24 protein-coding genes are annotated in these 26,001 nt (G+C 59.5%); 14 read left to right on the top strand and 10 right to left on the bottom strand.

Features of this window, described 5'->3' with window-relative positions:
* The first annotated feature begins 7 nt into the window (after positions 1-7).
* Entirely contained in the window at positions 8-1,108 is a 1,101-nt protein-coding gene (locus AB7M25_RS00960) for a polyamine ABC transporter substrate-binding protein (RefSeq protein WP_429386959.1), read from the top strand.
* 63 nt (positions 1,109-1,171) lie between these two features.
* Here AB7M25_RS00960 and pdxR read toward each other — a convergent pair whose 3' ends face one another.
* Positions 1,172-2,725, bottom strand: coding sequence for a MocR-like pyridoxine biosynthesis transcription factor PdxR (gene pdxR / locus AB7M25_RS00955; RefSeq protein ID WP_429386956.1), 1,554 nt, complete (start codon positions 2,723-2,725; stop codon positions 1,172-1,174).
* A 92-nt stretch (positions 2,726-2,817) separates the two neighbouring features.
* Here pdxR and AB7M25_RS00950 point away from each other — a divergent pair, with 92 nt between their 5' ends.
* Genes AB7M25_RS00950 through AB7M25_RS00940 form a run of 3 tightly spaced genes read left to right on the top strand, consistent with a single transcriptional unit; the run spans position 2,818 to position 4,587 of the window.
* The gene (locus tag AB7M25_RS00950; RefSeq protein ID WP_429561109.1) at positions 2,818-3,441 is read left to right on the top strand and encodes an FMN-binding negative transcriptional regulator; all 624 of its coding nucleotides are present in this window, start codon (positions 2,818-2,820) and stop codon (positions 3,439-3,441) included.
* A 10-nt stretch (positions 3,442-3,451) separates the two neighbouring features.
* Entirely contained in the window at positions 3,452-3,898 is a 447-nt protein-coding gene (locus AB7M25_RS00945) for a GNAT family N-acetyltransferase (protein WP_429386951.1), read from the top strand.
* 17 nt (positions 3,899-3,915) lie between these two features.
* Complete coding sequence (locus AB7M25_RS00940) at positions 3,916-4,587, top strand: GNAT family N-acetyltransferase (protein WP_429386948.1); 672 nt, start codon at positions 3,916-3,918, stop codon at positions 4,585-4,587.
* 228 nt (positions 4,588-4,815) lie between these two features.
* Here the strand turns inward: AB7M25_RS00940 and oadA are convergent, their stop codons facing one another.
* Entirely contained in the window at positions 4,816-6,624 is a 1,809-nt protein-coding gene (gene oadA, locus AB7M25_RS00935) for a sodium-extruding oxaloacetate decarboxylase subunit alpha (protein ID WP_429561110.1), read from the bottom strand.
* Positions 6,625-6,635: 11 nt separating this feature from the next.
* Positions 6,636-8,051 (bottom strand): acetyl-CoA carboxylase biotin carboxylase subunit, encoded by a 1,416-nt coding sequence (locus AB7M25_RS00930; protein WP_007971702.1) that lies wholly within the window; start codon positions 8,049-8,051, stop codon positions 6,636-6,638.
* 192 nt (positions 8,052-8,243) lie between these two features.
* Between AB7M25_RS00930 and AB7M25_RS00925 the strand changes: the two genes are divergently transcribed.
* On the top strand, positions 8,244-9,206 hold the full coding sequence (locus tag AB7M25_RS00925) for a LysR family transcriptional regulator (RefSeq protein ID WP_007971700.1): 963 nt from the start codon (positions 8,244-8,246) through the stop codon (positions 9,204-9,206).
* Here the strand turns inward: AB7M25_RS00925 and AB7M25_RS00920 are convergent.
* Together AB7M25_RS00920 and hexR are read right to left on the bottom strand one after the other, a co-directional pair.
* Positions 9,148-9,357, bottom strand: a complete 210-nt coding sequence (locus AB7M25_RS00920; RefSeq protein ID WP_007971698.1) for a PA3496 family putative envelope integrity protein — start codon at positions 9,355-9,357, stop codon at positions 9,148-9,150. The two genes, AB7M25_RS00925 and AB7M25_RS00920, sit on opposite strands and share 59 nt — an antisense overlap.
* A gap of 226 nt (positions 9,358-9,583) precedes the next feature.
* On the bottom strand, positions 9,584-10,450 hold the full coding sequence (gene hexR / locus AB7M25_RS00915) for a transcriptional regulator HexR (protein ID WP_007954250.1): 867 nt from the start codon (positions 10,448-10,450) through the stop codon (positions 9,584-9,586).
* A gap of 357 nt (positions 10,451-10,807) precedes the next feature.
* Between hexR and AB7M25_RS00910 the strand changes: the two genes are divergently transcribed.
* Positions 10,808-11,119, top strand: a complete 312-nt coding sequence (locus AB7M25_RS00910) for a hypothetical protein (protein WP_429386978.1) — start codon at positions 10,808-10,810, stop codon at positions 11,117-11,119.
* Positions 11,120-11,177: 58 nt separating this feature from the next.
* Here the strand turns inward: AB7M25_RS00910 and AB7M25_RS00905 are convergent, their stop codons facing one another.
* Entirely contained in the window at positions 11,178-14,048 is a 2,871-nt protein-coding gene (locus AB7M25_RS00905) for a putative bifunctional diguanylate cyclase/phosphodiesterase (RefSeq protein ID WP_454236893.1), read from the bottom strand.
* A gap of 257 nt (positions 14,049-14,305) precedes the next feature.
* On the opposite strand from AB7M25_RS00905, the gene uvrD reads away from it, so the two are divergent.
* The 4 genes from uvrD to AB7M25_RS00885 all read left to right on the top strand — a co-directional run bounded on the left by uvrD (position 14,306) and on the right by AB7M25_RS00885 (position 18,690).
* Positions 14,306-16,489 (top strand): DNA helicase II, encoded by a 2,184-nt coding sequence (uvrD, locus tag AB7M25_RS00900; RefSeq protein ID WP_102701936.1) that lies wholly within the window; start codon positions 14,306-14,308, stop codon positions 16,487-16,489.
* Between the two features lie 156 nt (positions 16,490-16,645).
* Positions 16,646-17,086, top strand: a complete 441-nt coding sequence (locus AB7M25_RS00895; protein WP_007971691.1) for an EamA family transporter — start codon at positions 16,646-16,648, stop codon at positions 17,084-17,086.
* 179 nt (positions 17,087-17,265) lie between these two features.
* Positions 17,266-18,144 (top strand): Tim44 domain-containing protein, encoded by an 879-nt coding sequence (locus AB7M25_RS00890; RefSeq protein ID WP_095964377.1) that lies wholly within the window; start codon positions 17,266-17,268, stop codon positions 18,142-18,144.
* Between the two features lie 138 nt (positions 18,145-18,282).
* Entirely contained in the window at positions 18,283-18,690 is a 408-nt protein-coding gene (locus tag AB7M25_RS00885) for an SMI1/KNR4 family protein (protein WP_003187120.1), read from the top strand.
* A 22-nt stretch (positions 18,691-18,712) separates the two neighbouring features.
* Here the strand turns inward: AB7M25_RS00885 and AB7M25_RS00880 are convergent, their stop codons facing one another.
* Positions 18,713-20,476 carry a cation:proton antiporter gene (locus tag AB7M25_RS00880; RefSeq protein WP_429386936.1) on the bottom strand — a complete coding sequence of 588 codons (1,764 nt, stop codon included), beginning with the start codon at positions 20,474-20,476 and terminating at the stop codon, positions 18,713-18,715.
* Between the two features lie 286 nt (positions 20,477-20,762).
* Between AB7M25_RS00880 and AB7M25_RS00875 the strand changes: the two genes are divergently transcribed.
* Entirely contained in the window at positions 20,763-21,245 is a 483-nt protein-coding gene (locus tag AB7M25_RS00875) for an acyl-CoA thioesterase (protein WP_007971685.1), read from the top strand.
* A 130-nt stretch (positions 21,246-21,375) separates the two neighbouring features.
* Here AB7M25_RS00875 and pdxY read toward each other — a convergent pair whose 3' ends face one another.
* On the bottom strand, positions 21,376-22,248 hold the full coding sequence (gene pdxY / locus AB7M25_RS00870; protein ID WP_015097416.1) for a pyridoxal kinase PdxY: 873 nt from the start codon (positions 22,246-22,248) through the stop codon (positions 21,376-21,378).
* Between the two features lie 119 nt (positions 22,249-22,367).
* Between pdxY and AB7M25_RS00865 the strand changes: the two genes are divergently transcribed.
* Positions 22,368-22,781: a DUF3301 domain-containing protein gene (locus tag AB7M25_RS00865; protein WP_429517527.1), complete on the top strand. Its 414-nt coding sequence runs from the start codon at positions 22,368-22,370 to the stop codon at positions 22,779-22,781.
* A gap of 4 nt (positions 22,782-22,785) precedes the next feature.
* Here AB7M25_RS00865 and AB7M25_RS00860 read toward each other — a convergent pair whose 3' ends face one another.
* A complete protein-coding gene (locus tag AB7M25_RS00860) occupies positions 22,786-23,757 on the bottom strand; it encodes a CobW family GTP-binding protein (RefSeq protein WP_454236892.1) in 972 nt (323 codons plus the stop codon).
* Positions 23,758-23,784: 27 nt separating this feature from the next.
* Between AB7M25_RS00860 and AB7M25_RS00855 the strand changes: the two genes are divergently transcribed.
* Positions 23,785-24,141 (top strand): NADH:ubiquinone oxidoreductase, encoded by a 357-nt coding sequence (locus AB7M25_RS00855; protein ID WP_429386928.1) that lies wholly within the window; start codon positions 23,785-23,787, stop codon positions 24,139-24,141.
* 15 nt (positions 24,142-24,156) lie between these two features.
* Here AB7M25_RS00855 and zigA read toward each other — a convergent pair whose 3' ends face one another.
* Complete coding sequence (zigA, locus tag AB7M25_RS00850) at positions 24,157-25,362, bottom strand: zinc metallochaperone GTPase ZigA (RefSeq protein ID WP_429517528.1); 1,206 nt, start codon at positions 25,360-25,362, stop codon at positions 24,157-24,159.
* A 142-nt stretch (positions 25,363-25,504) separates the two neighbouring features.
* Here zigA and AB7M25_RS00845 point away from each other — a divergent pair, with 142 nt between their 5' ends.
* Entirely contained in the window at positions 25,505-25,882 is a 378-nt protein-coding gene (locus AB7M25_RS00845) for a glutamine synthetase (protein WP_429386924.1), read from the top strand.
* Positions 25,883-26,001 lie beyond the last annotated feature (119 nt).

The raw sequence follows: 26,001 nt of genomic DNA, 5'->3' as shown, positions 1-26,001 counted from the left end.
TAGAACAATGACAAGCCTCAAGCGTTTGATCGTTCCAGCCCTGGGCGCCCTGGTGCTCAGTGGCGTTGCCCATGCTGAAGAACGAACGTTGCGCGTCTACAACTGGTTCGACTACATCACTCCCAAGGCCCTGGAAGACTTCAAGGCCCAGAACAGCCAGACCAAACTGGTCTACGACATTTTCGACACCAACGAGGCACTGGAAGCCAAGTTGCTGACCGGCAACTCCGGCTACGACGTGGTGGTGCCGTCCAACGTGTTCCTCGCCAAGCAGATCGAAGCCGGCGTGTTTCAGCCACTGGACCGCAGCAAGCTGCCGAACTGGAACCACCTCGATCCCAAGCTGATGAAGCTGATCGAAGCCAACGACCCGGGCAACAAGTTCGCCGTGCCGTACATGTACGGGACCATCCTGATCGGCTTCAACCCGGACAAGGTCAAGGCCGTGCTCGGCGACAACGCGCCAGTGGACAGTTGGGACCTGATCTTCAAGGAAGAGAACATCAGCAAGCTCAAGCAGTGCGGCGTCGCCCTGCTCGACTCGCCCTCGGAGATCTTACCGCTGGCCCTGCAACACCTCGGCCTCGACCCCAACAGCAAAAAGCCTGCGGACTACGACAAGGCTGAAGCGCTGCTGATGAAGATCCGCCCGTATATCACCTACTTCCACTCGTCCAAGTACATGGCCGATATCGCCAACGGGGACATCTGCGTCGCGGTCGGTTATTCCGGCAGCTTCTCGCAAGCCGCCAACCGCGCCAAGGAAGCCAAGAACGGTGTGATCGTCGACATGCGCTTGCCGAAGGAAGGCGCGCCGATCTGGTTCGACATGCTCGCAATCCCCAAGGGCGCGAAGAATCCGGAAGACGCCTACACCTTCATCAACTACCTGCTGCAACCCCAGGTGATTGCGCCGGTCAGTGACTTCGTCGGCTACCCGAACCCGAACAAGGACGCCACGGAACTGGTCGACCCGGCGATCCGCAACAACCCGAACCTGTACCCGACCGACACGGCAATGAGCACGCTCTACACCCTGCAACCGTTGCCGCGCGATGCCGAACGTGCGCGGACCCGGGCCTGGACCAAGATCAAGTCCGGCACCTGACAACCGCGTCGTTCCCATCATCATCAAGACCTGCGTTTACGCAGGTCTTTTTTTGCCCGCGCTTCAGCCGGCACGCCACACCGCCCTCAACCGTAGCAGCGCCGCCTCGATTGCCTTTTCGGGTACCGCGGCAAAGCCCAACACCAGCCCCGCTCGCTGATCCATCGGCGTCGTGGAGTCGGGCAGCCAATAGCTGCTCAAGCCGTTGATCTCGACATCGACACTTTGCGCCAATTCGATCAATTCACGTTCACGCGCCACGCTATCGACGGGGACGGTCATGTGCAGCCCGGCGGCGACTGTGGGTAATGGTCCGACCCCGGGAATCTCCGTCAGCCAGCCATTGAGCAATGTATTACGGCGACTCAACGCCGCACGGCGCATGCGGCGGATATGTCGCTGGAAATGCCCGGCCGCCATGAATTCGGCCATCACCGCTTGGGTACTGACCTCGGAATGGCGTACGTCCACGGCACGGCGTTGGGCAAAGGCCTGCACCAGCCCCGTCGGCAACACCAGGTAACCCAGGCGCAACGCCGGAAACGCCACTTTGCCGAACGTGCCGACGTAGAGCACCCGGCCTTGCCGATCCAGTGCCGCCAAAGGTGCCAGCGGCGCACCGCTATAGCGATACTCGCCGTCGTAGTCATCCTCGACGATCCAGCCCTGAGTACGCTCGGCCCAGGCCAGCAGCTCCAGACGGCGAGCCAGGCTCATCACCACCCCGGTGGGGTACTGATGGGACGGGGTGACGTAGGTCAAACGGCAATCGCGCAACTGTGCCAGTTCAGCGCAGTCGATGCCCTCGCCATCCACCGCCACCCCATGCAACCGCGCACCTGCCACGGCGAACGCATGCCCGGCCGCCCGATACCCTGGATTTTCAAGCGCCACCCCGTCACCAGGCTCCACCAGCAGCTGTGCACAAAGGCTGATCCCCTGCTGCGCGCCACTGGTGATCACAATTTGTTCAGCCGTGCACTGCATGCCACGGGAACTGCGCAAATACGCAGCAATCATCCCGCGCAGGCGCGCATCGCCAGCCGGGTCGCCGTAGCACAGCTGCTGCAAATCCGGCTTGCGCCAGAAAGCCGCATTCAGCTTGGCCCAGACCTCGAATGGAAACAGATCGAACGCCGGAACACCGACCCGAAATGCCCGCGGCGGACCGCTCGGCGGACTGGGTAAATGGTTGTTTTTCACCCGTGCCATCGGATCGTTGTGGATAACTTTGCTGGATGGATCCACAGGTAAATCGAGCCAATTTGTGGATAAGGTTGTTGATAACCCTGTTGAAAAGCCTGTGGATATTTTTGTGGATAGTTTTTTTGCCGGCAACGCCGCCTGAGGCAGTTGCGCGACATAAGTGCCGTCCCCGACGCGCCCCTCAATGAAGCCTTCGGCGTACAACTGATCGTAGGCACGCACCACGCTGTTGCGGGAGATTGCCAGCGCTGCGGCCAGGTCACGACTGGCTGGCAGACGCGTTCCACTGGCCAATCGTCCGTCGAGGACGCGCAGGCGCAAGGCCTGATAAAGCTGGCGACTCAACCCCAGGCGACGGTCGAGTTCGATGCCAGCCGGGTTGAACGACAGGGAAAGCGGCGCATCCGTCATGACAATGGACCCATGAAATTGGTCATTAATGGCTCTTACAACAGACCAATAGCCTGCCTAGGATGAAGACATTCGCCAAGGAAAATATCTCCATGTACACGCCACGCGCTTTTGCCATCGACGAGTTGTCCCAACTGCATGAACTGATCCTCGCCACCCGTCTCGCCATATTGGTGACCCACGGCGAAAGCGGCCTGCAAGCCAGTCATGTGCCGGTGCTGCTGCATTGCGAACAAGGCTTGAACGGCACGCTGTACGGGCATCTGGCCAAAGCCAATCCACAGTGGAAAGACCTGCGCGACGGTGCCGAAGCCCTGCTGATTTTTGCCGGTGCCGACGCCTACGTCAGCCCCGGCTTCTACCCGAGCAAGGCCGAACACGGCAAAGTCGTGCCAACCTGGAACTACGTCGCCGTTCACGCCTATGGCCGAGCCGAAACCTTTAGCGATGGCGGGCGGCTGCTCGACATCGTCAGCACCCTCACCGACCGTCATGAAGCTGGCCGCGCCCAACCGTGGTCAGTGGCCGATGCCCCCGCCGATTACATCGACGGCATGCTCAAGGCCATCGTCGGTTTCGCCATTCCCATCGACCGTCTGGAAGGCAAGCGCAAGCTCAGCCAGAACCGCAGCCCCGCCGACATCGCCGGCGTACGCAAAGGCCTGGCCGCCAGCCCCGACGTCAACGACCAGGCCCTCGCCCAATTGATGCGCTAAGGAAATCACCATGAGTCAAATCGACATTCGCCAAGTCACCGCCGGTGATCACGCGGCCTGGTTGCCGCTGTGGCAAGCCTACCTGCGCTTTTATAAAACCGAATTGCCGGCGGCTGTAACTCACAGCACCTGGCAGCGCATGCTCGACCCGAATGAGCCAACCCACGCCGCCCTCGCCTGGGCTGACGGCAAAGCGGTGGGCATGGTGCACTTCATCTACCATCGTTCGAACTGGGCCATCGAAAACGCCTGCTACCTGCAGGACTTGCTGGTGGTCCCGGAAACCCGAGGCACCGGCGTCGGCCGGCAACTGATCGAATTCGTCTACACCACCGCCAAGGCCGACGGCTGCAACAAGGTGCACTGGCTGACCCACGAAACCAACGCCACCGCGATCCAACTCTATGAGCGCATCGCCGAACGCCCTGGTTTCATCCAGTTTCGCAAAGCCATTTAAGGTTCAAGGAGAACAACATGTCGACTTCACTCGCCAACTGGAAAGGCGTCCCGGCCCCCACGACGCAACTGATCGAAGGACGCTTCATCCGCCTGGAAAAACTCGACCCGGCGCGCCACGGCGACGACCTGTTCAAAGCCCTGCAAGGCCCGGGCGCCGACCCGAAACTTTGGGACTACCTGCCTTACGGTCCCTTCCCGGAGCGCAGCGCCTTCAACGACTGGCTGAACAACCACGCGGCCAATAGCGACCCGTACTTTTTCAGCGTGATCGATCGCGCCAGCGGCGAGGTCCAGGGCATCCTCAGCCTGATGTCCATCGTCCCGGCCCAGGGCCGCATCGAAATCGGCCACGTCACCTTCGGTGCGCCGATGCAGCGCTCGCCGAAAAGCACCGAGGCGGTTTACCTGCTGGCCAAGGAATCCTTCGCCCTCGGCTACCGTCGCCTGGAATGGAAATGCAACAACGCCAACGCCCGCTCCAAATATGCGGCCGAGCGTTTGGGTTTCAGTTTTGAGGGTGTGTTTCGCCAGCACATGGTGGTCAAGGGGCAGAACCGCGATACGGCGTGGTACTCGATCCTGGATTCGGAATGGCCGGCGATTGGGACTGGGTTCGAGCGTTGGTTGAGTGATGAGAACCAGACGGGGTCGGGGCAACTGAAGACGTTAGCCGAGTGCCGAGGATAAAGGCGTTTGGTGAAGTTGTAGGAGCCAGCTTGCTGGCGATGGACTTAAGTGCGCCGCGTTTATCCGGCTCACACGCGTTATCGTTAACGACCATCGCTGGCAAGCCAGCTCCTACAGGAAACCGCGTCCGCGTCGAAAATGATGTGATCTCCAAACCAGTGAAAGAACCAAAAAAAAGGGGAGCACATGCCCCCCCGAGGTTTAAAGCGTTGTATCGAGGCTGTTAACTCAGCCTTCGATCTCGATCAGGATCTCGCCCGGGTTCACCCGGTCGCCCTTGGCCACGTGAATGGCGGTGACTTTGCCGGCGATGGCTGCCTGGACTTCGGTTTCCATCTTCATCGCTTCAGTGATCAGCACGGCCTGGCCCGCCTTGACGGTGTCGCCCTCCTTGACCAGCACATCGACGATATTGCCCGGCATGGTGGTGCTGACATGGCCCGGTGCAGTGGCTTGCTTGCGCTTGCTGCTGCCGCCGCCGACGAACTCGTTGAGCGGCTCGAACACCACTTCTTCCGGCATGCCGTCGATGGACAGGTAGAAGTGACGCTTGCCTTCAGCCTTGACGCCAACACCGGTGATGTCGACGCGGTAGGTTTCGCCGTGAACGTCGATGACGAACTCGGTCGGCACGCCTTCGCCGCCCGCCGAAGCCACCTTGCCGGCCTCCGGAATCGGCAACAGCACTTCAGGTGTCAGGGTTCCAGCCGCGCGCTCTTCGAGGAACTTGCGACCGATGTCCGGGAACATCGCGAAGGTCAGCACGTCTTCTTCAGACTTGGCCAGAGCACCGATATCGGCACGCAGCTTGGCCATTTCCGGCTTGAGCAGATCGGCTGGACGCACGTCGATCACTTCTTCGCTGCCGATGGCCTGGCGACGCAGCTGTTCGTTGACGGTGCCCGGCGCCTTGCCGTAGCCGCCTTGCAGGTACAGCTTCACTTCGTTGGTGATGGTCTTGTAGCGCTCGCCGGCCAGCACGTTGAAGAACGCCTGGGTGCCGACGATCTGCGAGGTCGGGGTCACCAGCGGCGGGAAGCCGAGGTCTTCGCGAACGCGCGGGATTTCGGCCAGCACTTCACTCATGCGATTCAGCGCGCCCTGCTCTTTCAACTGGTTGGCCAGGTTGGAAATCATCCCGCCCGGTACCTGGTTGACTTGCACACGGGTGTCCACGGCGGTGAATTCGCTTTCGAACTGGTGGTACTTCTTGCGCACGGCGTAGAAGTACAGGCCGATCTCTTGCAGCAGCTCCAGGTTCAGGCCGGTGTCGAACTCGCTGCCTTTCAGGGCGGCGACCATCGACTCGGTGCCCGGGTGGCTGGTGCCCCAGGCGAAGCTGGAGATCGCGGTGTCGATGTGGTCAGCGCCGTTTTCGATAGCCTTCATCTGACACATCGCGGCCAGGCCAGCGGTGTCGTGCGAGTGAATGAACACGGGCAGCGATTGCTCGGCTTTCAGGGCCTTGACCAGTTCGCCGGTGGCGTACGGGGTCAGCAAACCGGCCATGTCCTTGATCGCCACCGAGTCGCAACCCATGGCTTCCATTTGCTTGGCCTGGTTCACGAAGGCCTCGATGGTGTGCACCGGGCTGGTGGTGTAAGCGATGGTGCCCTGTGCGTGTTTACCCGCAGCCTTCACTGCTTCGATGGCCACGCGCAGGTTACGCACGTCGTTCATGGCGTCGAAGATGCGGAACACGTCGATGCCGTTGACAGCCGCCTTGGCGACGAAGGCTTTGACCACGTCGTCGCTGTAGTGGCGGTAGCCCAGCAGGTTCTGGCCGCGCAACAGCATTTGCAGGCGGGTGTTAGGCAGCGCGGCGCGCAGTTGGCGCAGACGCTCCCACGGGTCTTCCTTCAGGAAACGTACGCAGGCGTCGAACGTCGCGCCGCCCCAGCACTCCAGCGACCAGTAGCCGACTTTGTCGAGCTTGTCGCAGATCGGCAGCATGTCTTCGGTACGCATGCGGGTGGCGAGCAGCGATTGGTGGGCGTCGCGCAGGATGGTGTCGGTTACGTGAATCTTCTTGGACATTGTTTTATTCCTCACAGGCCTGCGTGGGCGGCGATGGCGGCGGCGATGGCCAGGGCCAGCTCTTCGGGTTTGCGCTTGATCGAGTAGTTGGTCAGTTCAGGGTGGCTTTCAACGAAGCTGGTATTGAACTGGCCGCTACGGAATTCCGGGTTACGCAGGATTTCCTGGTAGTACGCGGCAGTGGTCTTGACCCCTTGCAGACGCATGTCATCGAGGGCGCGCAGACCACGGTCCATCGCCTCTTCCCAGGTCAGCGCCCACACCACCAGTTTCAGGCACATCGAGTCGTAGAACGGTGGAATGGTGTAGCCGGTGTAAATCGCCGTGTCGGTACGCACGCCGGGACCACCGGGCGCGTAGTAACGAGTGATCTTGCCGAAGCTCGGCAGGAAGTTGTTTTTCGGGTCTTCGGCGTTGATGCGGAACTGCAACGCAAAACCACGGTGCTGAATGTCTTCCTGCTTCACCGACAGCGGCAGGCCCGAGGCAATGCGGATCTGCTCGCGAACGATGTCGATCCCGGTGATTTCTTCGGTGATGGTGTGTTCCACCTGCACCCGGGTGTTCATCTCCATGAAGTACACCTCGCCCTCGGCGAGCAGGAACTCCACGGTGCCGGCGTTCTCGTAACCCACAGCCTTGGCCGCACGCACCGACAGGTCGCCGATGTAGGCGCGCTGTTCCGGGGTCAGTTGCGGGCTCGGGGCGATCTCGATCAGCTTCTGGTTGCGGCGCTGGATCGAGCAGTCACGCTCGAACAGGTGCACCACGTTGCCGAAGCTGTCGCCAAGGATCTGCGCTTCGATGTGCTTGGGATTGACGATGCATTTTTCCAGGAACACTTCCGCGGAACCGAATGCCTTGGTGGCTTCGGAAATGACCCGAGGGAAAGCCTGTTCGAGTTCTTCACGGCTGTTGCAGCGACGAATACCGCGCCCACCGCCACCGGATGTTGCCTTGAGCATCACCGGGTAGCCAATGCGATCACCTTCGGTCAGGGCTTCTTCGATGCCCGACACATTGCCTTCGGTGCCCGGGGTAACCGGTACGCCAGCCTTGATCATGCTGCGGCGCGCTTCGGTCTTGTCGCCCATGCGGCGAATGACTTCAGCCGATGGACCAATGAATTTGATCCCGCGCTCAGCGCAGATTTCCGCCAGTTCGGCGTTTTCCGAAAGGAAGCCATAACCGGGGTGCAACGCATCGCAACCGGTTTCCACAGCCAGGTTCACCAGCTTGCGCGGGTTCAGGTAACCGGCCAGCGGTTCGGCCCCGATGCTGTGGGCCTCGTCTGCACGCTTCACATGCAGGGCATGGCGGTCGGCGTCGGAATAGATCGCGACCGAGCGAATGCCCATTTCGGCACAGGCACGTACGATTCGTACGGCAATCTCACCACGGTTGGCGATCAGGATCTTTGTTATCACTTGGAGTTTCCCTTGAGGCCGGTGGTACCCACGACCTGCTAGACCCAGGTCGACGCGTGACCAAATGTTTCAATTTGGTCGCAGGTCCACACTAGCGCCCACAAGGGATTAACAAAAATGAATAAAAATTGGGTCGTGCATAAGTAAAGACTTATAGTTGATTCACCAGCCAGCGACGAGAGTGACCGGATAATGCGTAAGTCATTGATGCGTATGACTTTGCGGCAATTGCAGATCTTCAATGAGGTCTGTGATTTGCGCTCTTATAGCCGCGCGGCCGACGAAATGTCGCTCACACAACCTGCCGTCAGCCTGCAGATTCGTCAGCTCGAAGAGCTGATTGGCCAGCCTTTGTTCGATTATGTCGGCAAAAAGCTCTACATGACCGAAGCCGCTGAAGCGTTACAGCGAGCCAGCCGGGATATTTTCGGACGCCTGGAAAACCTCGACATGCAGCTGTCGGACATGCAGGGCTCGTTGCAGGGGCAACTGAAACTGGCGGTGGAATCCAGCGCCAAATATTTCGTGCCGCATCTGTTTGCCGCATTCAAACGCCAGCACCCGGAGGTGAACCTGCAACTGACGGTGGTCAATCGCGGCCAGGTGATTCGGCGTCTGTCGGACAACCGCGACGATCTGGTGATCATGTCCATGGTGCCCCAGGACATGGGCCTGGAGTTCCTGCCATTCCTGAACAACCCGATCGTCGCCGTGGCGCCACCGGATCACCCGCTGTGTCATATGGGGCCGCTGCGCCTGCAGGATCTCGAGCCCTACACACTGCTGCTGCGAGAGCCAGGCTCCGGGACGCGGCTGGCGTGCGAAGAATATTTCAAAGAAAAACGTGTGCACTTCAACCAGACCCAGGAAGTCTCGTCTGCCGAAGCTCAGCGTGAATGTGTACTGGCAGGCCTGGGCGTTGCGCTGCTGACGCGCCACGCCCTGAACCTTGAGCTGGCAACCGGTGGGTTGATCGAGCTACCCATCGAAGAGCTGCCACTGTTTCGCAGCTGGTGCCTGGTGCAGGCCAAGGCGAAACGCCTGTCACCGGTGGCTCACGCCTTCCTGGCGTTTATCCGTAGTGAACGGATCCAGATCAGCGCGCTGGTTGAGCGTTTCGACGGGAAGTCGAGGGAGATGCCTGCCAGAAGTTGAGTTCCAACTCCGGAAAATCGCCAATCTCGGCCAGAAGCTGACGGCGTTCGCAGCGATCTTCGATGGCGCGACGGAATTCCATGCGGCGCTGGTCTTCCTGCTGACGACGGGTTTTGACAGCGCTGTTGCGTTCTTCGTAGGGCATGGCCATTTCGAGTCTCCCAAGGCGAGTACGGGAGTTTCAAGATAGGCGCGAGGGATGACGGTTTGGCGGCTCGGGTGTTACAGACTGATGAAAATTTGTTGGGCGCCCACTGTACCTGTGGCGAGGGGGCTTGCCCCCGTTGGGCGGCGCAGCGGCCCCGAGTATATTGCGACTGCTGCGCAGTCGAACGGGGGCAAGCCCCCTCGCCACAGAGTCGGTGCCGGCCTTGAAGTCAGTCATCCAGCGCTTTCACCGACTTGGGCGACAACCGCAAACTGCGCAAACTGCGTTTAACGCTCTTGAGGTGATTGACCAGGCTCGGGCCGCGGGCCATGGCCACGCCCATCGCCAGCACATCGATCACCACCAGGTGGGCGATACGCGAGGTCAGCGGCGTATAGATTTCAGTGTCCTCGTGCACATCGATCGCCAAGTTGACCGTCGACAACTCGGCCAATGGCGTCTGGCTTGGGCACAACGTGATCAACGAAGCGCCGCTTTCGCGCACCAGGTTGGCGGTGATCAGCAGGTCCTTGGAACGACCCGACTGGGAAATGCAGATGGCCACGTCAGTCGGCTTCAATGTCACGGCCGACATCGCCTGCATGTGCGGATCGGAATACGCCGCCGCGGTAAGCAGCAAGCGGAAAAATTTGTGCTGCGCATCCGCCGCGACCGCACCCGAAGCGCCAAAACCATAGAACTCGACGCGCTGGGCCTGGGACATCAGCGTCACAGCCCTCTGCAACTCCAGCGGATCGAGTTTCTCGCGAACCTCCATCAGGGTGTGCAGGGTGGTGTCGAAGATCTTCAGGCTGTAGTCGGCGACCGAATCGTCTTCGTGGATCGCAAACTGGCCAAAACTCGCACCGGCCGCCAGGCTCTGGGCCAGCTTCAGCTTCAGGTCTTGAAAGCCGGAACAACCGATGGCACGGCAAAAACGCACGATGGTCGGTTCACTGATGCCCACGCTGTGGGCCAGGTCGGCCATGGAGCTGTGCATCACGGCCGCAGGATCAAGCAGCACGTGGTCGGCGACCTTGAGCTCCGACTTGCGTAACAGGTGGCGAGACTGGGCGATGTGTTGCAGCAGATTCAAAGGGCTGGACTCTTTGTTATTGGCAGGCGCCGGGGATGTAGCACGCTTGTAGTTATACTACATGAATCGGCTTTTTGCCTCCTCAAAGCGTAACCACATCCCTCGGCATTCAGGCACGCGCGCTCCATGTAGCGCTCATTGCCAGATTTTCAGCTGCTCCTCCACGTGCGCCTTTTGGCGGTGCCGCGAAAAGGCGACTCTCGCTTCAAACACCACTAGTACTTAATTAGTTAACAACCCGCCCCCACATCAACTTACAAACAAGTTAACCACCACCACCCACAAGTTAAATAAAGCTGGATATATTAAACAGGCAGGACGCAAATAAATTAATTACAGGAGTTACCCATCATGAGCATTAAAATTGCCACCCGCGATTGGACCGCCCAAATTGACCGCATGCCAGGTGCTGCTTCCTTCCGTGTCTTTGGCAACGTAACCGTAACAAATTCGGCCCATACACCAAGACTGGTACGAAGTGAAATTCAGGACAAGCCATGTGATTTGCGACTTGACCTGCAAATAGATACCAGCGGAATTGGACTAACCGTCCTAACGAAAAAGCACGTCGAATATAAGTCTACCGACATTCCCGATATCACTAGCGTCAGCATTTATTTCGAAGACAAGTTACTGGTCTGCATTAATGAAATACTGATCACCGATTAAGAATACCCGCTGCAAACTTCCCGTCAGACCGCCATGGCCTGACGGGAAGCCATTTCGGTCAATCCACACCATTCTCTCGCAGCAGAACGGCCAGGACCTGCGCCTCGACCGGCCGACTGATCAGATAACCTTGCACCTCATCGCAGCGCTCAGCCTTGAGAAACTCAAGCTGCTCCTGGTGCTCCACCCCTTCCGCGACAACCTTCAACGACAAGCCATGGGCCATGGCAATGATCGCCCGTGTGATCGCCGCATCTTCGGTGCCTTCGCCCAGTCCGCGGATAAACGCCTGATCGATCTTCACGTAGTCCACCGGAATGCGTTTGAGATAACTCAAAGACGAATACCCGGTGCCAAAATCATCGATCGCCAGTTTCACCCCGAGATCACGCAGCTGCTGGAAGGTTGCGATGATGTGTTCGACGCTGTCCAGCAACTGGCTTTCGGTGAGTTCCAGCTCCAGGTAGCGTGGCTCCAGCCCGGTTTCCTCCAGCACTTGGCGCACCAGACTGACGAGTTTTCCCTGGCGCAATTGATGCACCGACAGATTGACCGACACCCGAATCGCATCGAGCCCCTGCCGCTGCCACTCACAGGCTTGCCAGCAGGCCTGACGCAGCACGAACTCACCGATCGGGCCGATCAATCCGGTTTCTTCCGCCAGACCGATGAAATCCCCCGGCGGCACGCGGCCCATGGTCGGATGATCCCAACGCACCAGCGCCTCGGCAGCATTCAGCTTGCCCGTGGCGAGGCACAGCTTGGGTTGGTAGAACACCTTCAACTGCTTTTCTTCGATGGCTTTGCGCAACTGGTTTTCCAGCTGCAAACGCTCCAGCGTGCTGGCTTGCAGGCTGTCGGTGTAGAACTGGAAGTTGTTGCCGCCCAAATGCTTTGCGTGCTGCATGGCCATGTTCGATTGACTGACCAGCGCGGAAATTTCCCGGGCGTTATCCGGGAGCAGGCTGATGCCCATGGACGCGCTGACCACCAGCTCATGACCCTCAATGGTCACCGGCACGCGCAACTTGGTCGCCAGACGAGTCGCCACCCGGGCCAGGCTCGAAAGGTTGCCGTAGGCGTTGAACAGCACGGCAAACTCATCGCCGGACAGACGTGCGATGGTGTCTGCTTCAGGCAATGCATTCACCAGTCGCCGGGCCATTTTCTGCAACAACTGGTCGGCGACTTCATGCCCCAGGCTGTCGTTGAGTTGCTTGAACCGATCGAGATTGATGTGCAGCAACGCCAGACTGCGATAACCGCCCTGTCGTACCCGTTGATGAGCCTCGCTGAGGCGCTCGCGGAACATCGCGCGGTTGGCCAGACCGGTGAGTTCGTCGTAATGGGTCAGATAGCGCATTCGCTCTTCGGATTCCCGGCGGGCAGAAAGATCCGCGAAGAAGCCCACGATATGGCTGACATTTCCCCGGCTATCGCGCACGGCATTCAATTGCAGCCATTGCGGATACATCTCGCCGTTCTTGCGGGTTTCCACCAATTCGCCCTGCCAGCTGCCTTGCTGCTCCAGCGCCTGATGTATCGCGGCGTAATGCCGACGCGCATCGCGACTGCAGGGCAACTCAACGACATTGCGTCCGATCATGTCTTCGATGGCATAACCGGTCACCCGACTGAAGGCTTGATTGATTGCGATCAGGGCATAGTTCGGGTCGAAAATCACAATCCCTTCGCTGGCCGCCTCGAATACGGTCGCCGCCAGTTGCCGCTGCTCTTCCAGGTTTTTGCTGACGCTGATGTCGCGCCGAGTGCCGACCATGCGCAAAACCCGTCCGTTCTCGGCACGCTCGACCGCCCGCCCACGGTCCTCGATCCAGACCCAGTGGCCATCGCCATGGCGCACGCGATACTCGATTTGATAATCCTCGGTGCGGCCCTTCAGATGCTCGACCAGCGCCCTTTTCAGCGCCGGAAGGTCCTCGGGGTGAAGACGCGGCTTGAGGTGACGCAGGATTGCCGTGACCTGGTCCGGCTCCAGGCCGAACAACTCCTGAATCTGCGTGTGATGGACTTCGTCGGTTTGCAGATTCCAGTCCCACAACCCCAACTCGCTGGCCTTCAATGCCAGCGCCAGGCGCGCTTCGCTCTTGCTCAGCGCCTGGTTGGCGGCGTCCAGTTCCAGGCTGCGCTGAGCGACGCGGTTTTCCAGGTCGACCTGGATCTCTCGCAATTCGTTCTCGGCGCGTCGACGCTGCTCGATCTCCTTGGCCAGCTTTTGATTGAGCTGGTCACTGCAGCTTTGCGCCCGCTGTAGATGTTCGATCAATGCCTGGTTCTGAAAGCGTCGCATCAAGCCCCGATCGATCAATCGATTGACCTGCCAGGCAACCACACTCAATGCACCGAGCAGAATCAGCCCGAACCAGCCCCAGCCCTGCTGCTGCTCGTCACCACCCCAAAACATATAGGCGATGGCCGGTAGCAGACAGGGCAAAGTGAAAGACAGAAAGGCCGGCAAACTGACTGCATAAGCCACACTGGCCGAGAGCGCTGCGGCACCGATGAGGCCGAAGACCCAGGCTTGCTGAATGAAGTTATCGGCGGGAGCCAGGGCAATGCCGGCACCGGCCAGGGTCAGACCGGTGAGACCGGAACCCAGCAAAAACATCCGTCGCCAAATGGGCTGGGCTTGACGATTGGGGATGGCCGAATCGAAGGCTGCGACCTGAATCACCCGCAATGCCACCAAAGACAACAACCACACCAGCCAGACACTGACCAGGAAATAGCGCTGCGGACTCCAGAGCAACCCGGCACAGACCAGGCCATTGATCAGCATGAACAACGTGGGCAACAGCGACCCCTGATACAACAGGCGCGTGCGTTCGACCGCCATTTCCATGGCGTATTGCTTTCTGATAACCCGGGGCTCCACAGTGGGGCCCGACAGGTCGAAGCTGAGGGTCATAGGCGATGTTCTTGTTCTTATAATGATGAGCATAGGCCCGAAACTGCTCGGAGCATACACAAGCAATTGCCCGGACCAAACTGCTGCTGATCAATAAATCGCCAATTTTTTCAGCTGCCGCCTCACCCTGAAAACGCTCAAGGCACGCCCCGCCAACGCCTGCGGCCGATGACTGACCGGTCGTCCCTCGCATAACTTTCATCGGTTAATGCGAAGCGGGGTTTGCCCGGTGTGACGCGGCCCCCTAGAATGCCCCGATGCGCGATGATCTCTCCCTTCTGCTGAACTCCCTCAACGATGCCCAACGCCAGGCCGTAGCGGCCCCCGTGGGTCGTCAGTTGGTCCTGGCCGGTGCTGGTTCCGGTAAAACCCGAGTGCTGGTGCACCGTATCGCCTGGCTGATCCAGGTTGAAAACGCCTCGCCCCACTCCATCCTGTCGGTGACCTTCACCAACAAGGCTGCTGCCGAGATGCGCCAGCGCATCGAGCAACTGATGGGTATCAACCCGGCCGGCATGTGGGTCGGCACCTTCCACGGCCTGGCGCACCGCTTGCTGCGGGCGCACTGGCAGGAAGCAGGCTTGAGCCAGACTTTCCAGATCCTCGACAGCGATGACCAGCAACGGCTGGTCAAGCGGGTGATCCGCGAACTCGGCCTGGACGAGCAACGCTGGCCGGCCCGTCAGGCCCAATGGTTCATCAACGGGCAGAAAGACGAAGGTCTGCGCCCGCAACACATTCAAGCCAGTGGCGATCTGTTCCTGGCGACCATGCGCGGCATCTATGAGGCCTACGAGGCCGCGTGCCTGCGCGCCGGTGTCATCGACTTCTCCGAACTGTTGCTGCGCGCCCTCGATCTGTGGCGCGATCACCCAGGCCTGCTCGCACACTATCAAAAGCGCTTCCGGCACATCCTCGTGGACGAGTTCCAGGACACCAACGCCGTGCAATACGCCTGGTTGCGCCTGCTGGCCAAGGGTGGCGACAGCCTGATGGTGGTGGGCGATGACGACCAGTCGATCTACGGCTGGCGTGGCGCGAAAATCGAGAACATCTACCAGTATTCCGAAGACTTCCCGGACGCCGAAACCATTCGCCTGGAGCAGAACTACCGCTCCACCGCCGGCATCCTGAAGGCAGCCAACGCCTTGATCGCCAACAACACCGGACGCCTGGGCAAAGAGTTGTGGACCGACGGTGGCGACGGCGAGGCAATCAATCTGTATGCCGCCTTCAACGAACACGACGAAGCACGCTACGTTGTTGAAACCATAGAAAGCGCGCTGAAAACCGGCCTGGCTCGCAGCGATATCGCGATTCTGTACCGCTCCAACGCCCAATCACGGGTTTTGGAAGAAGCGCTGCTGCGTGAACGCATTCCGTACCGCATCTATGGCGGTCAGCGCTTCTTCGAACGCGCGGAAATCAAGAACGCCATGGCTTACCTGCGGTTGCTCGAAGGACGGGGCAACGATGCCGCGCTGGAACGGGTGATCAACGTGCCGGCCCGCGGCATCGGCGAGAAAACCGTCGAGGCGATCCGTGACCATGCGCGCCACAGCGATGTGTCGATGTGGGAAGCGATGCGCCAACTGGTGGCCAACAAAGGCCTGACCGGTCGTGCGGCCGGCGCCCTTGGCGCGTTTATCGAGTTGATCGAGAACCTCGCCGCCAAGTGCATGGAAATGCCGCTGCACCTGATGACCCAGACCGTCATCGAGCAGTCGGGGCTGATCGCCTATCACGAAGCGGAAAAAGGCGAGAAAGGCCAGGCCCGGGTGGAAAACCTTGAGGAACTGGTCAGCGCCGCCCGCAACTTCGAAAACAGCGAAGAAGACGAAGACCTGACGCCATTGGCCGCGTTCCTCGGTCACGCGTCGCTGGAGGCCGGCGATACCCAGGCCGACGAGCACGAAGACAGCATTCAACTGATGACCCTGCACAGCGCCAAAGGCCTGGAATTCCCTTACGTGTTCCTGGTGGGCATGGAAGAAGGCCTGTTTCCGCACAAGATGAGCCTGGAAGAACCCGGCCGCCTTGAGGAAGAACGTCGTCTGGCCTACGTCGGCATTACCCGGGCGATGCAGAACCTGGTGATGACCTACGCTGAAACCCGACGCCTTTATGGCAGCGAGACCTACAACAAGGTGTCGCGCTTCGTACGCGAAGTGCCGAAAGGCCTTATTCAGGAAGTACGGTTGTCCAACAGCGTCAGCCGGCCGTTTGGTGGCAACCAGTCGATGAGTGGCAGCAACCTGTTCAGCGGTAGCGAAATTCCGGAAACCGGCTTCAGTCTGGGTCAGACCGTGCGTCATTCGATCTTCGGTGACGGCGTGATCCTCAACTTCGAGGGCGCCGGTGCCCAGGCCCGGGTGCAGGTGAACTTCAGCGAAGGCAGCAAGTGGCTGATGCTGGGTTACGCCAAGCTGGAAGCGATCTGAACCAGACAGAGGACCTTTGTGGGAGCGGGCTTGCCCGCGAAGAACGATAACGCGGTATTACTGCACTACCACGGTGTACCCATTCGCGAGCAAGCCCGCTCCCACAGGGTTCCGTGTGGTCTTACAGATATTGATCTGAATAAGGTGCAAAAAAGCATGGGCTCAGGCTTCTTTTCTTCCTGGACATTCTGGGCCCTTTTATCGGCGGCATTCGCGGCGATGACTGCCATTTTCGCGAAAGTCGGCATCGAAAACGTCAATTCCGACTTCGCCACCCTGCTGCGTACGATCGTGGTCTTGGTCAGCCTGGCCTTGATTTTGTACGCCACGGGCCAATATCAGTCTTTAGGATCGATCTCTGCGAAGAGCTACCTGTTCCTGCTGTTGTCGGGCCTGGCCACCGGTGCGTCGTGGATCTGCTATTTCCGTGCACTCAAGGTCGGTCCGGCGTCACTGGTTGCCCCGGTGGACAAACTCAGCGTGGTGCTGGTGGCCGTTCTTGGCGTAGTCCTGTTGGGTGAAAAACTTGACCTGCGCCAATGGGGCGGAATCGGTCTGATCACGGCCGGGGTCGTCATGCTGGCACTACGTCGCTAGGCGATCGTCCTACAAAACTCATCCACTCATCTGACAGTTCAAAGTCAAAAGGCCCTATTGCACTGACTGAAGCTGAATGAAACCTGTCAGGCAAAAGCCCGAAACACTCTGCCGCTAGCCAGTAACACTTCAGCTGTGCAACATGGCGCGCGTGCCTTCCACAAATGGGAATTCCCTTTATGAAACGTTTTCTTAGCATCGCCATGGCGTTGTGCATCGGCCTGACGATGAGTCTCGACGTCAATGCCGCCAAGCGCTTCGGTGGTGGCAAAAGCGCAGGCGCTGCGCCGACGCACCAGACCAGCCAGATGGCTCCTTCTTCTCCAGGCATGGGCGGCGCTGCGGCGACCGCGGGTGCTGCCGGTGCCGCTGGCGCCGCTGCCAAGGCCGGTGGCGCTTCGCGCTGGCTCGGCCCGCTGGCCGGTATCGCGGCCGGCGGCCTGCTGGCATCCATGTTCATGGGCGACGGCTTCCAGGGCATGCAGATCTTCGACATCCTGATCATGGCTGTCATCGCATTCCTGGTGTTCCGCTTTATCGCCGCCCGTCGTCGCAAGCAGCAGGAGCATTACGCGCCGGCCGGCCACGCGCCGATGCAACGTGAAGCGTTCGAACAGAAGCCTGCCGGTGGTTCGATCTTCGGTGGTTCGCCAGCGCCTGTTGCCGCTCGTCCAGTGATCAACGCTCCAGCCTGGTTCAACGAAAGAAACTTCGTCGAAGCGGCGCGCAATCACTTCCAGTCCCTGCAACAGCACTGGGACGCCAATGAAATGGACAAGATCGCCGAGTTCGTGACCCCGCAAATGCTGGAGTTCCTCAAGCGTGAGCGTGCCGACCTGGGCGACGGTTTCCAGTCCACCTACATTGATAACCTCAATGTGCAACTGGACGGTGTGGATGATCGCGCCGACAAGACCATTGCCACCCTGACTTTCACCGGCGTGTCGAAAACCTCGCGTTTCGACCAGGGCGAAGTCTTCAGCGAAAGCTGGAACATGGAACGTGCACAGGGCGAAAACCAGCCTTGGCTGGTGGCAGGTATCCGCCAGAACGGCTGATCCCGCACCGCGCTTCACTTGCTGAAAAGAAAACCCCGGCCTCGGCCGGGGTTTTCTATTTCGCGGTTGCATCTATAGCAAGCTACTGTATAAACCGCCCCATATAAACCGCGCCATACAAGCAAGAGGATCCCGGACGTGGAAGAAATCATCGAACAACTGCGTGAAGCCAACGAACCGGTACCGGTCCCCTTGGAATTGCCTGACGAAGACCTGCTGGTCGAAATCGAAGAACAACTGTTCATCGACATTCCGTTCGTCTTCAGAGAGTTTCTGCTGACCGTCAGCGACGTGGTCTACGGTAGCCTGGAGCCGGTCACCGTGACCGACCCGCAATCCCACACCTACCTGCCCGACGTTGCCGCCAACGCCTGGGACGCCGGCGTCGATCGCAGCCTGATCCCGATCTGCCAGGACGGTGACGACTACTACTGTGTCGAAGAGGACGGCACCGTGGTGCTTTGGCAGGCCGAAGAAGAGCTGATCGCCGAAGAAACCTGGGAGTCGGTATGGCACTGGGCACGGGACGTCTGGCTCGAAAGCTGATCCAGTCAACGCTGCTGGGTGGTCAATGCCCGGACGACTCCTTGTGATTGTCGAGGGTTTCCAGCAACGCTACCTGCATCCGCGTATGCACACGAATGAACCAGCGCCACAGCAGCGCCGCCACGGCGGCCGCGACCACGGCGATCAGTACCAGCAACTTGTTGGTCGGCAGAATACTGGCCGACAAGGCTGCCAACAGCAAAAAGATCACCAGCAGCGACAGGATCGGGATCACTTCGGCGATCACCCTGCGCACTCGCTGCGTGTGGCGCCCGGCCATCTCTGGCTTGACGCCCATTTCCGCCAGCAACATCGACAGGGCTTTGAGCTTGCGGTACGCCGCAATCAAAAAAGGCAGCGACAACAATAGCGCCCCACCCCAGATCAATGCCTTCTGCCAGCTCGGGTCGCTGATCCAGACTTGCACGTAAGCCGACATGCGTTCGGCGAAGTACGCGCCCGAGAAGAAAATCGCGATCACCAATGCCAGGTTGACCCCGACCTGCAGCAAAATCCTTCTGATCATCGACGCCAGCAACGCCCCCTCGCCCTGAGGCTGGATGCTGCGCAGCCATTCGCCGTACATCCCCAACACCCGTCCCAGGCGTTCCGGCATGACGCCCGCGAGCTTGATCGACAATGGATCAGCCGCGCGAATCAGATAAGGCGTCAGCAAGGTCGTGATCACCGACACCGCCACAGCCACCGGGTATAAAAAGTTACTGGTGACCTGCAACGTCATGCCCAGTGCAGCAATGATGAAAGAGAATTCGCCAATCTGTGAAAGACCCATCCCGACCCGCAGCGAGGTGCGTCCGTCATTACCGGCGATAAACGCGCCAAGGCCGCAGGACAGCATCTTGCCGAGCACCACGGCTACGGTGATTACGGCGATTGGCCAGGCGTACTGAAGCAGGATCGCCGGATCGAGCATCAGCCCGATGGCCACAAAGAAAATCGCGCTGAAAAGATCTCGAACCGGTTCAATCAAGCGCTCGATTTTCAGCAGTTGCCGGGATTCAGCCATGATCGCGCCGATCAGGAACGCGCCGAGGACCATGCTGTATTCAAGCCTGACCACCAGCAGGCAGAAGCCGAAACACAGGCCCAGCACGGTAATCAGCAGCATTTCGTTGCTCTCGAACCTGGCCACGTAGGCCAGCAACCGCGGCACCATCAGAATGCCGATGACCAATGCGACGATCATGAACAGCGACAGTTTGCCCACTGTAGAAAACACTTCGCCGGAGCTGACCGTACCACTGACGGCGATGCTGGACAGAAGCGCGATGATGCCGATGCCCAGAATGTCTTCAACGATCAGCACACCGAATATCAACTGCGCAAACCGCTCGTTCTTCAACTTCAGATCATTGAGTGCCTTGACGATGATGGTGGTTGAGGAAATCGCCAGGATCGCGCCGAGGAACAGTGAATCCATGGTGTTCCAGTCAAACCAGCGACCGATCTCGTAGCCGATCCAGATCATCAGCACGATTTCCAGGAATGCCGCGATGAAGGCCGTGGCACCGACCTTGAACAACTTGCGCAGGCTGAACTCCAGGCCCAGGCAGAACATCAGGAATATCACCCCGAGTTCGGCCAGGGTCCTGATGGTTTCTTCGTCATGGATCAGGCCGAATGGCGGGGTATGCGGGCCAATGATGAAACCGGCCACGATATAGCCCAGCACCACCGGTTGTTTCAGGCGATGAAAAACCACCGTCACCACACCTGCGATCAACATGATCACTGCCAGATCCTGAATGAAACTGATGGCATGCATGGCGAGCGGCTCCCTGATTGAAGTTGCCCGACTCACAGACGCAGGAATGGTCTGATCGAGCCGAGCAAAAGTCTGCTTTGCGCGTAGGAAATGCCCCTGTGTCCGGGCTTTTTGCAGGGTAACACCGCGACTTCTGGCAGAAAGGCGGTGCAATATATGGAAACAGATCGATCCGGCGTGACGGCGACTCTGCGCCCGGCGTCCCGATAACTGTCGGTTTGAAAAAACCGCCGAGGCACCCGCAGAGGTGCATCCCTCAAACCTGGCCTTGACCCGTGAGAATGCTATGGAACCCGGAAACGCCCAGCTGTCGATGACGGTATTGATGACCCCTGACATGGCCAACTTCTCTGGCAATGTTCACGGTGGCACCCTGCTCAAATACCTCGACGAAGTGGCCTACGCCTGCGCCAGCCGCTATGCCGGCCGTTATGTGGTGACCCTGTCGGTGGACCAGGTCATTTTCCGTGAGCCGATCCATGTCGGCGAACTGGTGACCTTTCTCGCCTCGGTCAACTACACCGGCAACACCTCCATGGAGGTGGGCATCAAAGTGGTGACCGAGAACATTCGCGAGCGATCGGTGCGTCACACCAACAGCTGCTTCTTCACCATGGTCGCGGTGGATGACCAGCGTAAACCTGCCCAGGTACCGCCGCTGCAACCGGACAACAGCGAGAGCAAGCGCCGCTTCATCCAGGCCCAGCAGCGCCGGCAGATTCGCCAGGAACTGGAAAAGCGTTATCAGGAGATCAAGGGCGACGCCTGAGTTTGTTCAGTCAGGTTGACGGTGTTCTCTAGATAGCCTTCGCGAGCAAGCCCGCTCCCACACTGGATCTATGCAACACCGAAGATCAAATGTGGGAGCGGGCTTGCTCGCGAATGGGCTCAACGCTCAATCAGAGGCTGATCGAGGTCGCCTCGAAGCGCACCCGCGGATGGGCAATCCGGTCCTGAGCCCGAACCAGTTCCAGCTCGTAGCTGGCACAGGCCTGGGTTTCCAGCAGCACTTCATGCACCGCCGACGCCGCGAACTCGAACGCGGCCACCAGGCTGTCACCCAACAGCACACGTGCCAGGAACAGCCCGGACGTCAGATCGCCCACGCCCACCGGCTGACGCGGGAACGCCAGCAATGGGCGCTGCAAATGCCAGCTGCCTTCGGCTGTCACCAGCAGCATCTCGAAGACCTCTGCCGACTTGCCTGGGTAGTCCAGATGCTTGACCAGCACCGCTTTCGGGCCGCGCGCCAGCAATGCACGCGCCATGGCCAGGCAATCGAACAGCGATTGCGGCTTGCGCCCGGAGAAACTGTCCAGCTCCAGCTGGTTCGGGCACATGAAGTCCGCTACGGCGGCGGCCTCCTCCAGCAGAAAATCACTGACTTCCGCCGGAACACTGCAGCCTTTCTCCGGATGCCCCATGACCGGGTCACACAGGTACAGTGCCTTGGGATTCATCGACTTGATCCGCGCCACCCCCGTCAGGATCGCCCGGCCCTGGGCCGCACTGCCGAGGTAACCGGAGAGCACCGCATCGCAGTTGCCCAGCTCGCCAATCGCCGCGATACCCTCGACCAGCTCAGGTATCTGATGCGGCGCCAGCACTTCACCGGCCCATTGACCGTACTGGGTGTGATTGGAGAACTGCACGGTGTTGAGCGGCCAGACATTCACCCCGACCCGTTGCATCGGGAAAACCGCGGCACTGTTGCCGGCGTGACCGAATACCACGTGGGACTGGATAGCGAGCAAATGCGGTGTACGTTTCATGCGGTGGATTTCCGTAAAACGATTGAAATTCTAGCCGCGCAGTATGCGACTAAACGCAGCCTGTACGACAGACCAGCGACGCAGTTAAGCTGACACTATCTTGTTGGAGCACCCTGTTGATGCTGACCCTTGGAAATATATTCGTGCTGATGCTGTTCGCCACTGCCGGCGCATGGCTATGGCACAACCACGGCTTGCGCGAGCGCGCGCTGGAGCGGGTCAAGCAGCATTGCACCAAGCTCGGGATCGAATTGCTCGACGGCAACGTGGCCTTGAAAAGAATCGCGTTAATCAGGGATGCCAGTGGTCGGCGACGCCTGGCCCGTGTGTATAACTTCGAGTTCACCGTGACCGGCGAAACCCGCCACAACGGCACCATCACCCAGTTCGGCGCGCACAGCGCACAGATTGAACTGGCGCCCTACCCGGTCCCGTTCGACGAAACCGAACCAGTGGTCGATGTGGTAAAGCCTCGCGCAGAAGTAATCGAGCTGAGCCAGTGGCGTCAGGAACATACCAAGTGGCGGCCGTGAGCCGTTAAGCCGATTCGGCTCGGCACGCTGCCAGCTCACGCTGCAACCGCTCTGCATCCTGGGGTTCACTGAAAATCAGCTCGATGCGTGAATCCTGCCGCCATTCACTGGGCTGCCAGTCCAGCACCGAGTTATCCACCGCGTTCGCCGAAACCCATTTGTGGGTACTGTGGATAACCAGCTTCGCCCGCCTCCAGCCAAGGCCTTCAAGCCACCGGCCAACCAGCGTGGCATCAAATACCTGGCTTGGGTGCCAACGCCACCCGATGCTCCAGCCTCCGTCCTGTTCCTGACTCAAGCAAATGGGCAACGCGGGATCGCTCCAGACCGCCGGCGGCTGCGCCAATCCCTTGGGCAGGACGAAGTTATCCACACCTGCCCGCGCTTTGGCATTCAGCCCCGGCAGCTCGCTCAAGGGTAAAACCGCCTGTTGCGTCCAGCACAGGGGGGTCGGCGGCAATAGCGTGGCGACTCGCTGGCGACTGTCTTCCTCGAGACCTTCGGACTTGTTCAGCAGTAACAGTCCCGCAAGGCTCAGGGCTTGCTGTTGTGCATCCGGCAACGGCTTGCCAGCGGCGAGCGCCTGGGCGTCCAGTACCAGCACACAAGGCTGAACAGCCAACACGCCTTGCCACGGCGCTTCGCTCAATTGCCTGAGCAACTGCGCCGGATGCCCCAGCCCCGAGGGCTCGATGAACAGCCGATCCGGCTGCGCCTTGCGCAACAAACGCCCAAGACCAATCTGAAAGGGTGCACCGTTGACGCAACACAGGCAGCCCCCGGCCACTTCACCCAGTGCGATACCATCGGCGTCCCGGGTCAGTAGCGCAGCGTCGAGACCGATCTGGCCAAACTCGTTGATCAACACCGCCCACCGCTCGCCTGCCGGGCGTTGGGCCAACAGGTGCTTGATCAGGCTGGTCTTGCCGGCGCCCAACGGACCGGCAATGACATGAGTGGGGATATTCTGCAGCATGGTCGATGATTTCTGAGGAGGTGATGGATGCGGTTGATTGGCTTGTCGTTGCTCCTGGCACTCGTTTCAGGCGAGGCGCTGGCCCAGGCCTGCGTGGTTCACAGCCAGGCCGCGCGGCTTGATGTCCAGGTTTGCCAGCAGAACCGCAACATCCCGCCAAAACTCTTCGCCGATGGTTTCTGCCAGCCGAACCTGGCTGGGCAGAAAGTCGATGTGCAGTATGTCGATCAATGCCCCGGCGGCGCATTTGGCATCTGCAGCAACGCCCAAGTCGCCAATATGCCCTACCGCCAGGATATTCACTATTACGGCGTTGCCACTGACGCGGCGTATTTGCAGCCGTACTGCGAGGCCCAGAGCCAGGGCACCTGGCTCAAGCCTTGAAGCGCCATCAGAGGATCAGGCAGCTTCTTCGTACCAAGGGCCGAATGGATCAGGCAGCAAACGCCAGCCCTCTACGCCCAACGCCATTTCCTCATCGGTCAGCAGGCAGGCGTCCAGTTCGGCGGTGAGCTGCGTGAAGTCGATGTTCTGGCCGATGAACACCAGTTCCTGGCGACAATCCCCGCTGTCGGCGGTCCAGTTCTTCATGATCCCGGTGGTACTTTCTTCGTCCTGCGGCCATTGGTTTTTCGGTACGAAACGCCACCAGCGCCCGGCAAAACCATAGCGCATCAATCCACCGGCCTGGGACCAGCTGCCGGCGTCCATATGCTTGCTCGCCAGCCAGAAAAAGCCCTTTGAACGCAACAGCTTGCCGTTGTCCCAGGGGCCATTGATGAAGTCGAAGAAACGCTGCGGATGGAACGGCCGACGTGCCCGGTAAGCGCTGGAAGCAATGCCGTATTCTTCGGTTTCCGGCACGTGCTCCCCGCGCAGCTCCCGCAACCATCCCGGCGCCTGGGCAGCCTTTTCGAAGTCAAAACGACCGGTGTTGAGGATTTTATCCAAAGGGATTTCGCCCATCGTCATCGGAATGATTTCCGCCCGGGCGTTGAGCCACTCGAGGATGGCGATCAGTTCTTCGCGTTGGTGGCTGCTGATCAAGTCGATCTTGCTGAGCAAAATCACATCGGCAAACTCGACCTGCTCAATCAACAGATCGGTAATTGAACGTTCGTCTTCTTCGCCAAGTGTTTCCCCCCGGGAGGCCAGGCTTTCGGCAGCCTGGTAATCGAGCAGGAAGTTCATGCCGTCGACCACCGTGACCATGGTGTCGAGACGTGCGATGTCGTTGAGGCTCTGACCGTTTTCATCGCGAAAGGTGAAGGTTTCCGCCACCGGCAGCGGTTCGGAAATGCCGGTGGATTCGATCAGCAGATAGTCAAAGCGACCCTCCCTGGCGAGTTGGCTCACCTCCTCGAGCAAGTCTTCACGTAACGTACAGCAAATACACCCGTTACTCATTTCCACCAACCGTTCTTCAGCCCGATTAAGGCTGACATCACGCTGGACTTCGGTGCCATCGACGTTGATTTCGCTCATATCGTTGACGATGACTGCAACCCGCAAACCATCGCGATTACGTAGTATGTAATTAAGAAGTGTACTCTTTCCGGCACCAAGAAAGCCGGAGAGAACGGTCACGGGGAGTCGGTTGGACATCTGCATATTCCTCACGGGGATACCCGATAGCTGTGTCTGGCTTACACAATGTTATACTGTAACACCACAAATAAACCATCCCCTCTTGCCCAGCCGGGTAAAGGACAGGATGCTGAATGCCGCTTCCGACGTGAGAAAGCCCATGCGCAACGCCCTGAAAACTGCACTGATCATGCTTTCCCTGCTGGTGGCTGCCGACGCGATGGCACAGGTCCCGAGCCTGGCCAAGTGCACCCGCAGCGCTAACCTGCTGGCCTGCGTGGATACGGATGGCAACGCCTACAGCGTCAACACCGCCGGAAGCACGATCTACCTGCGAGGTTTCGAAATGGCCGGAAAACGCTATTGGGTACAGACCAATAGCCGCTACGGTCAGCTCACGTTTTTCACTGGCATCGCTTCCGATGGCGAAGCCTGGGTTGGCTACAACCAACGCGTCGGCTGGACCACGATCAACCGGTTTTCCAGTTCCGGTGGCAGCAGTGCGAAGTTCACCTGCAACCGGATCACGGGCTGCTAGGCCCGCACCGGCCGAAATCAGGTTAAGCACGTGGCGCCCGGGCATGATGAAAACCTGCTCATGAAAAAAGCATCGTCGATTTAATTGTTATACTATAACATGTCGAATCTACTCCCACG

This window comes from Pseudomonas sp. AP3_22 TE3818, from assembly GCF_053628995.1.
Note: the sequence above shows the minus strand (reverse complement) of the source record. Positions and strands in the feature narration are given on the sequence as shown.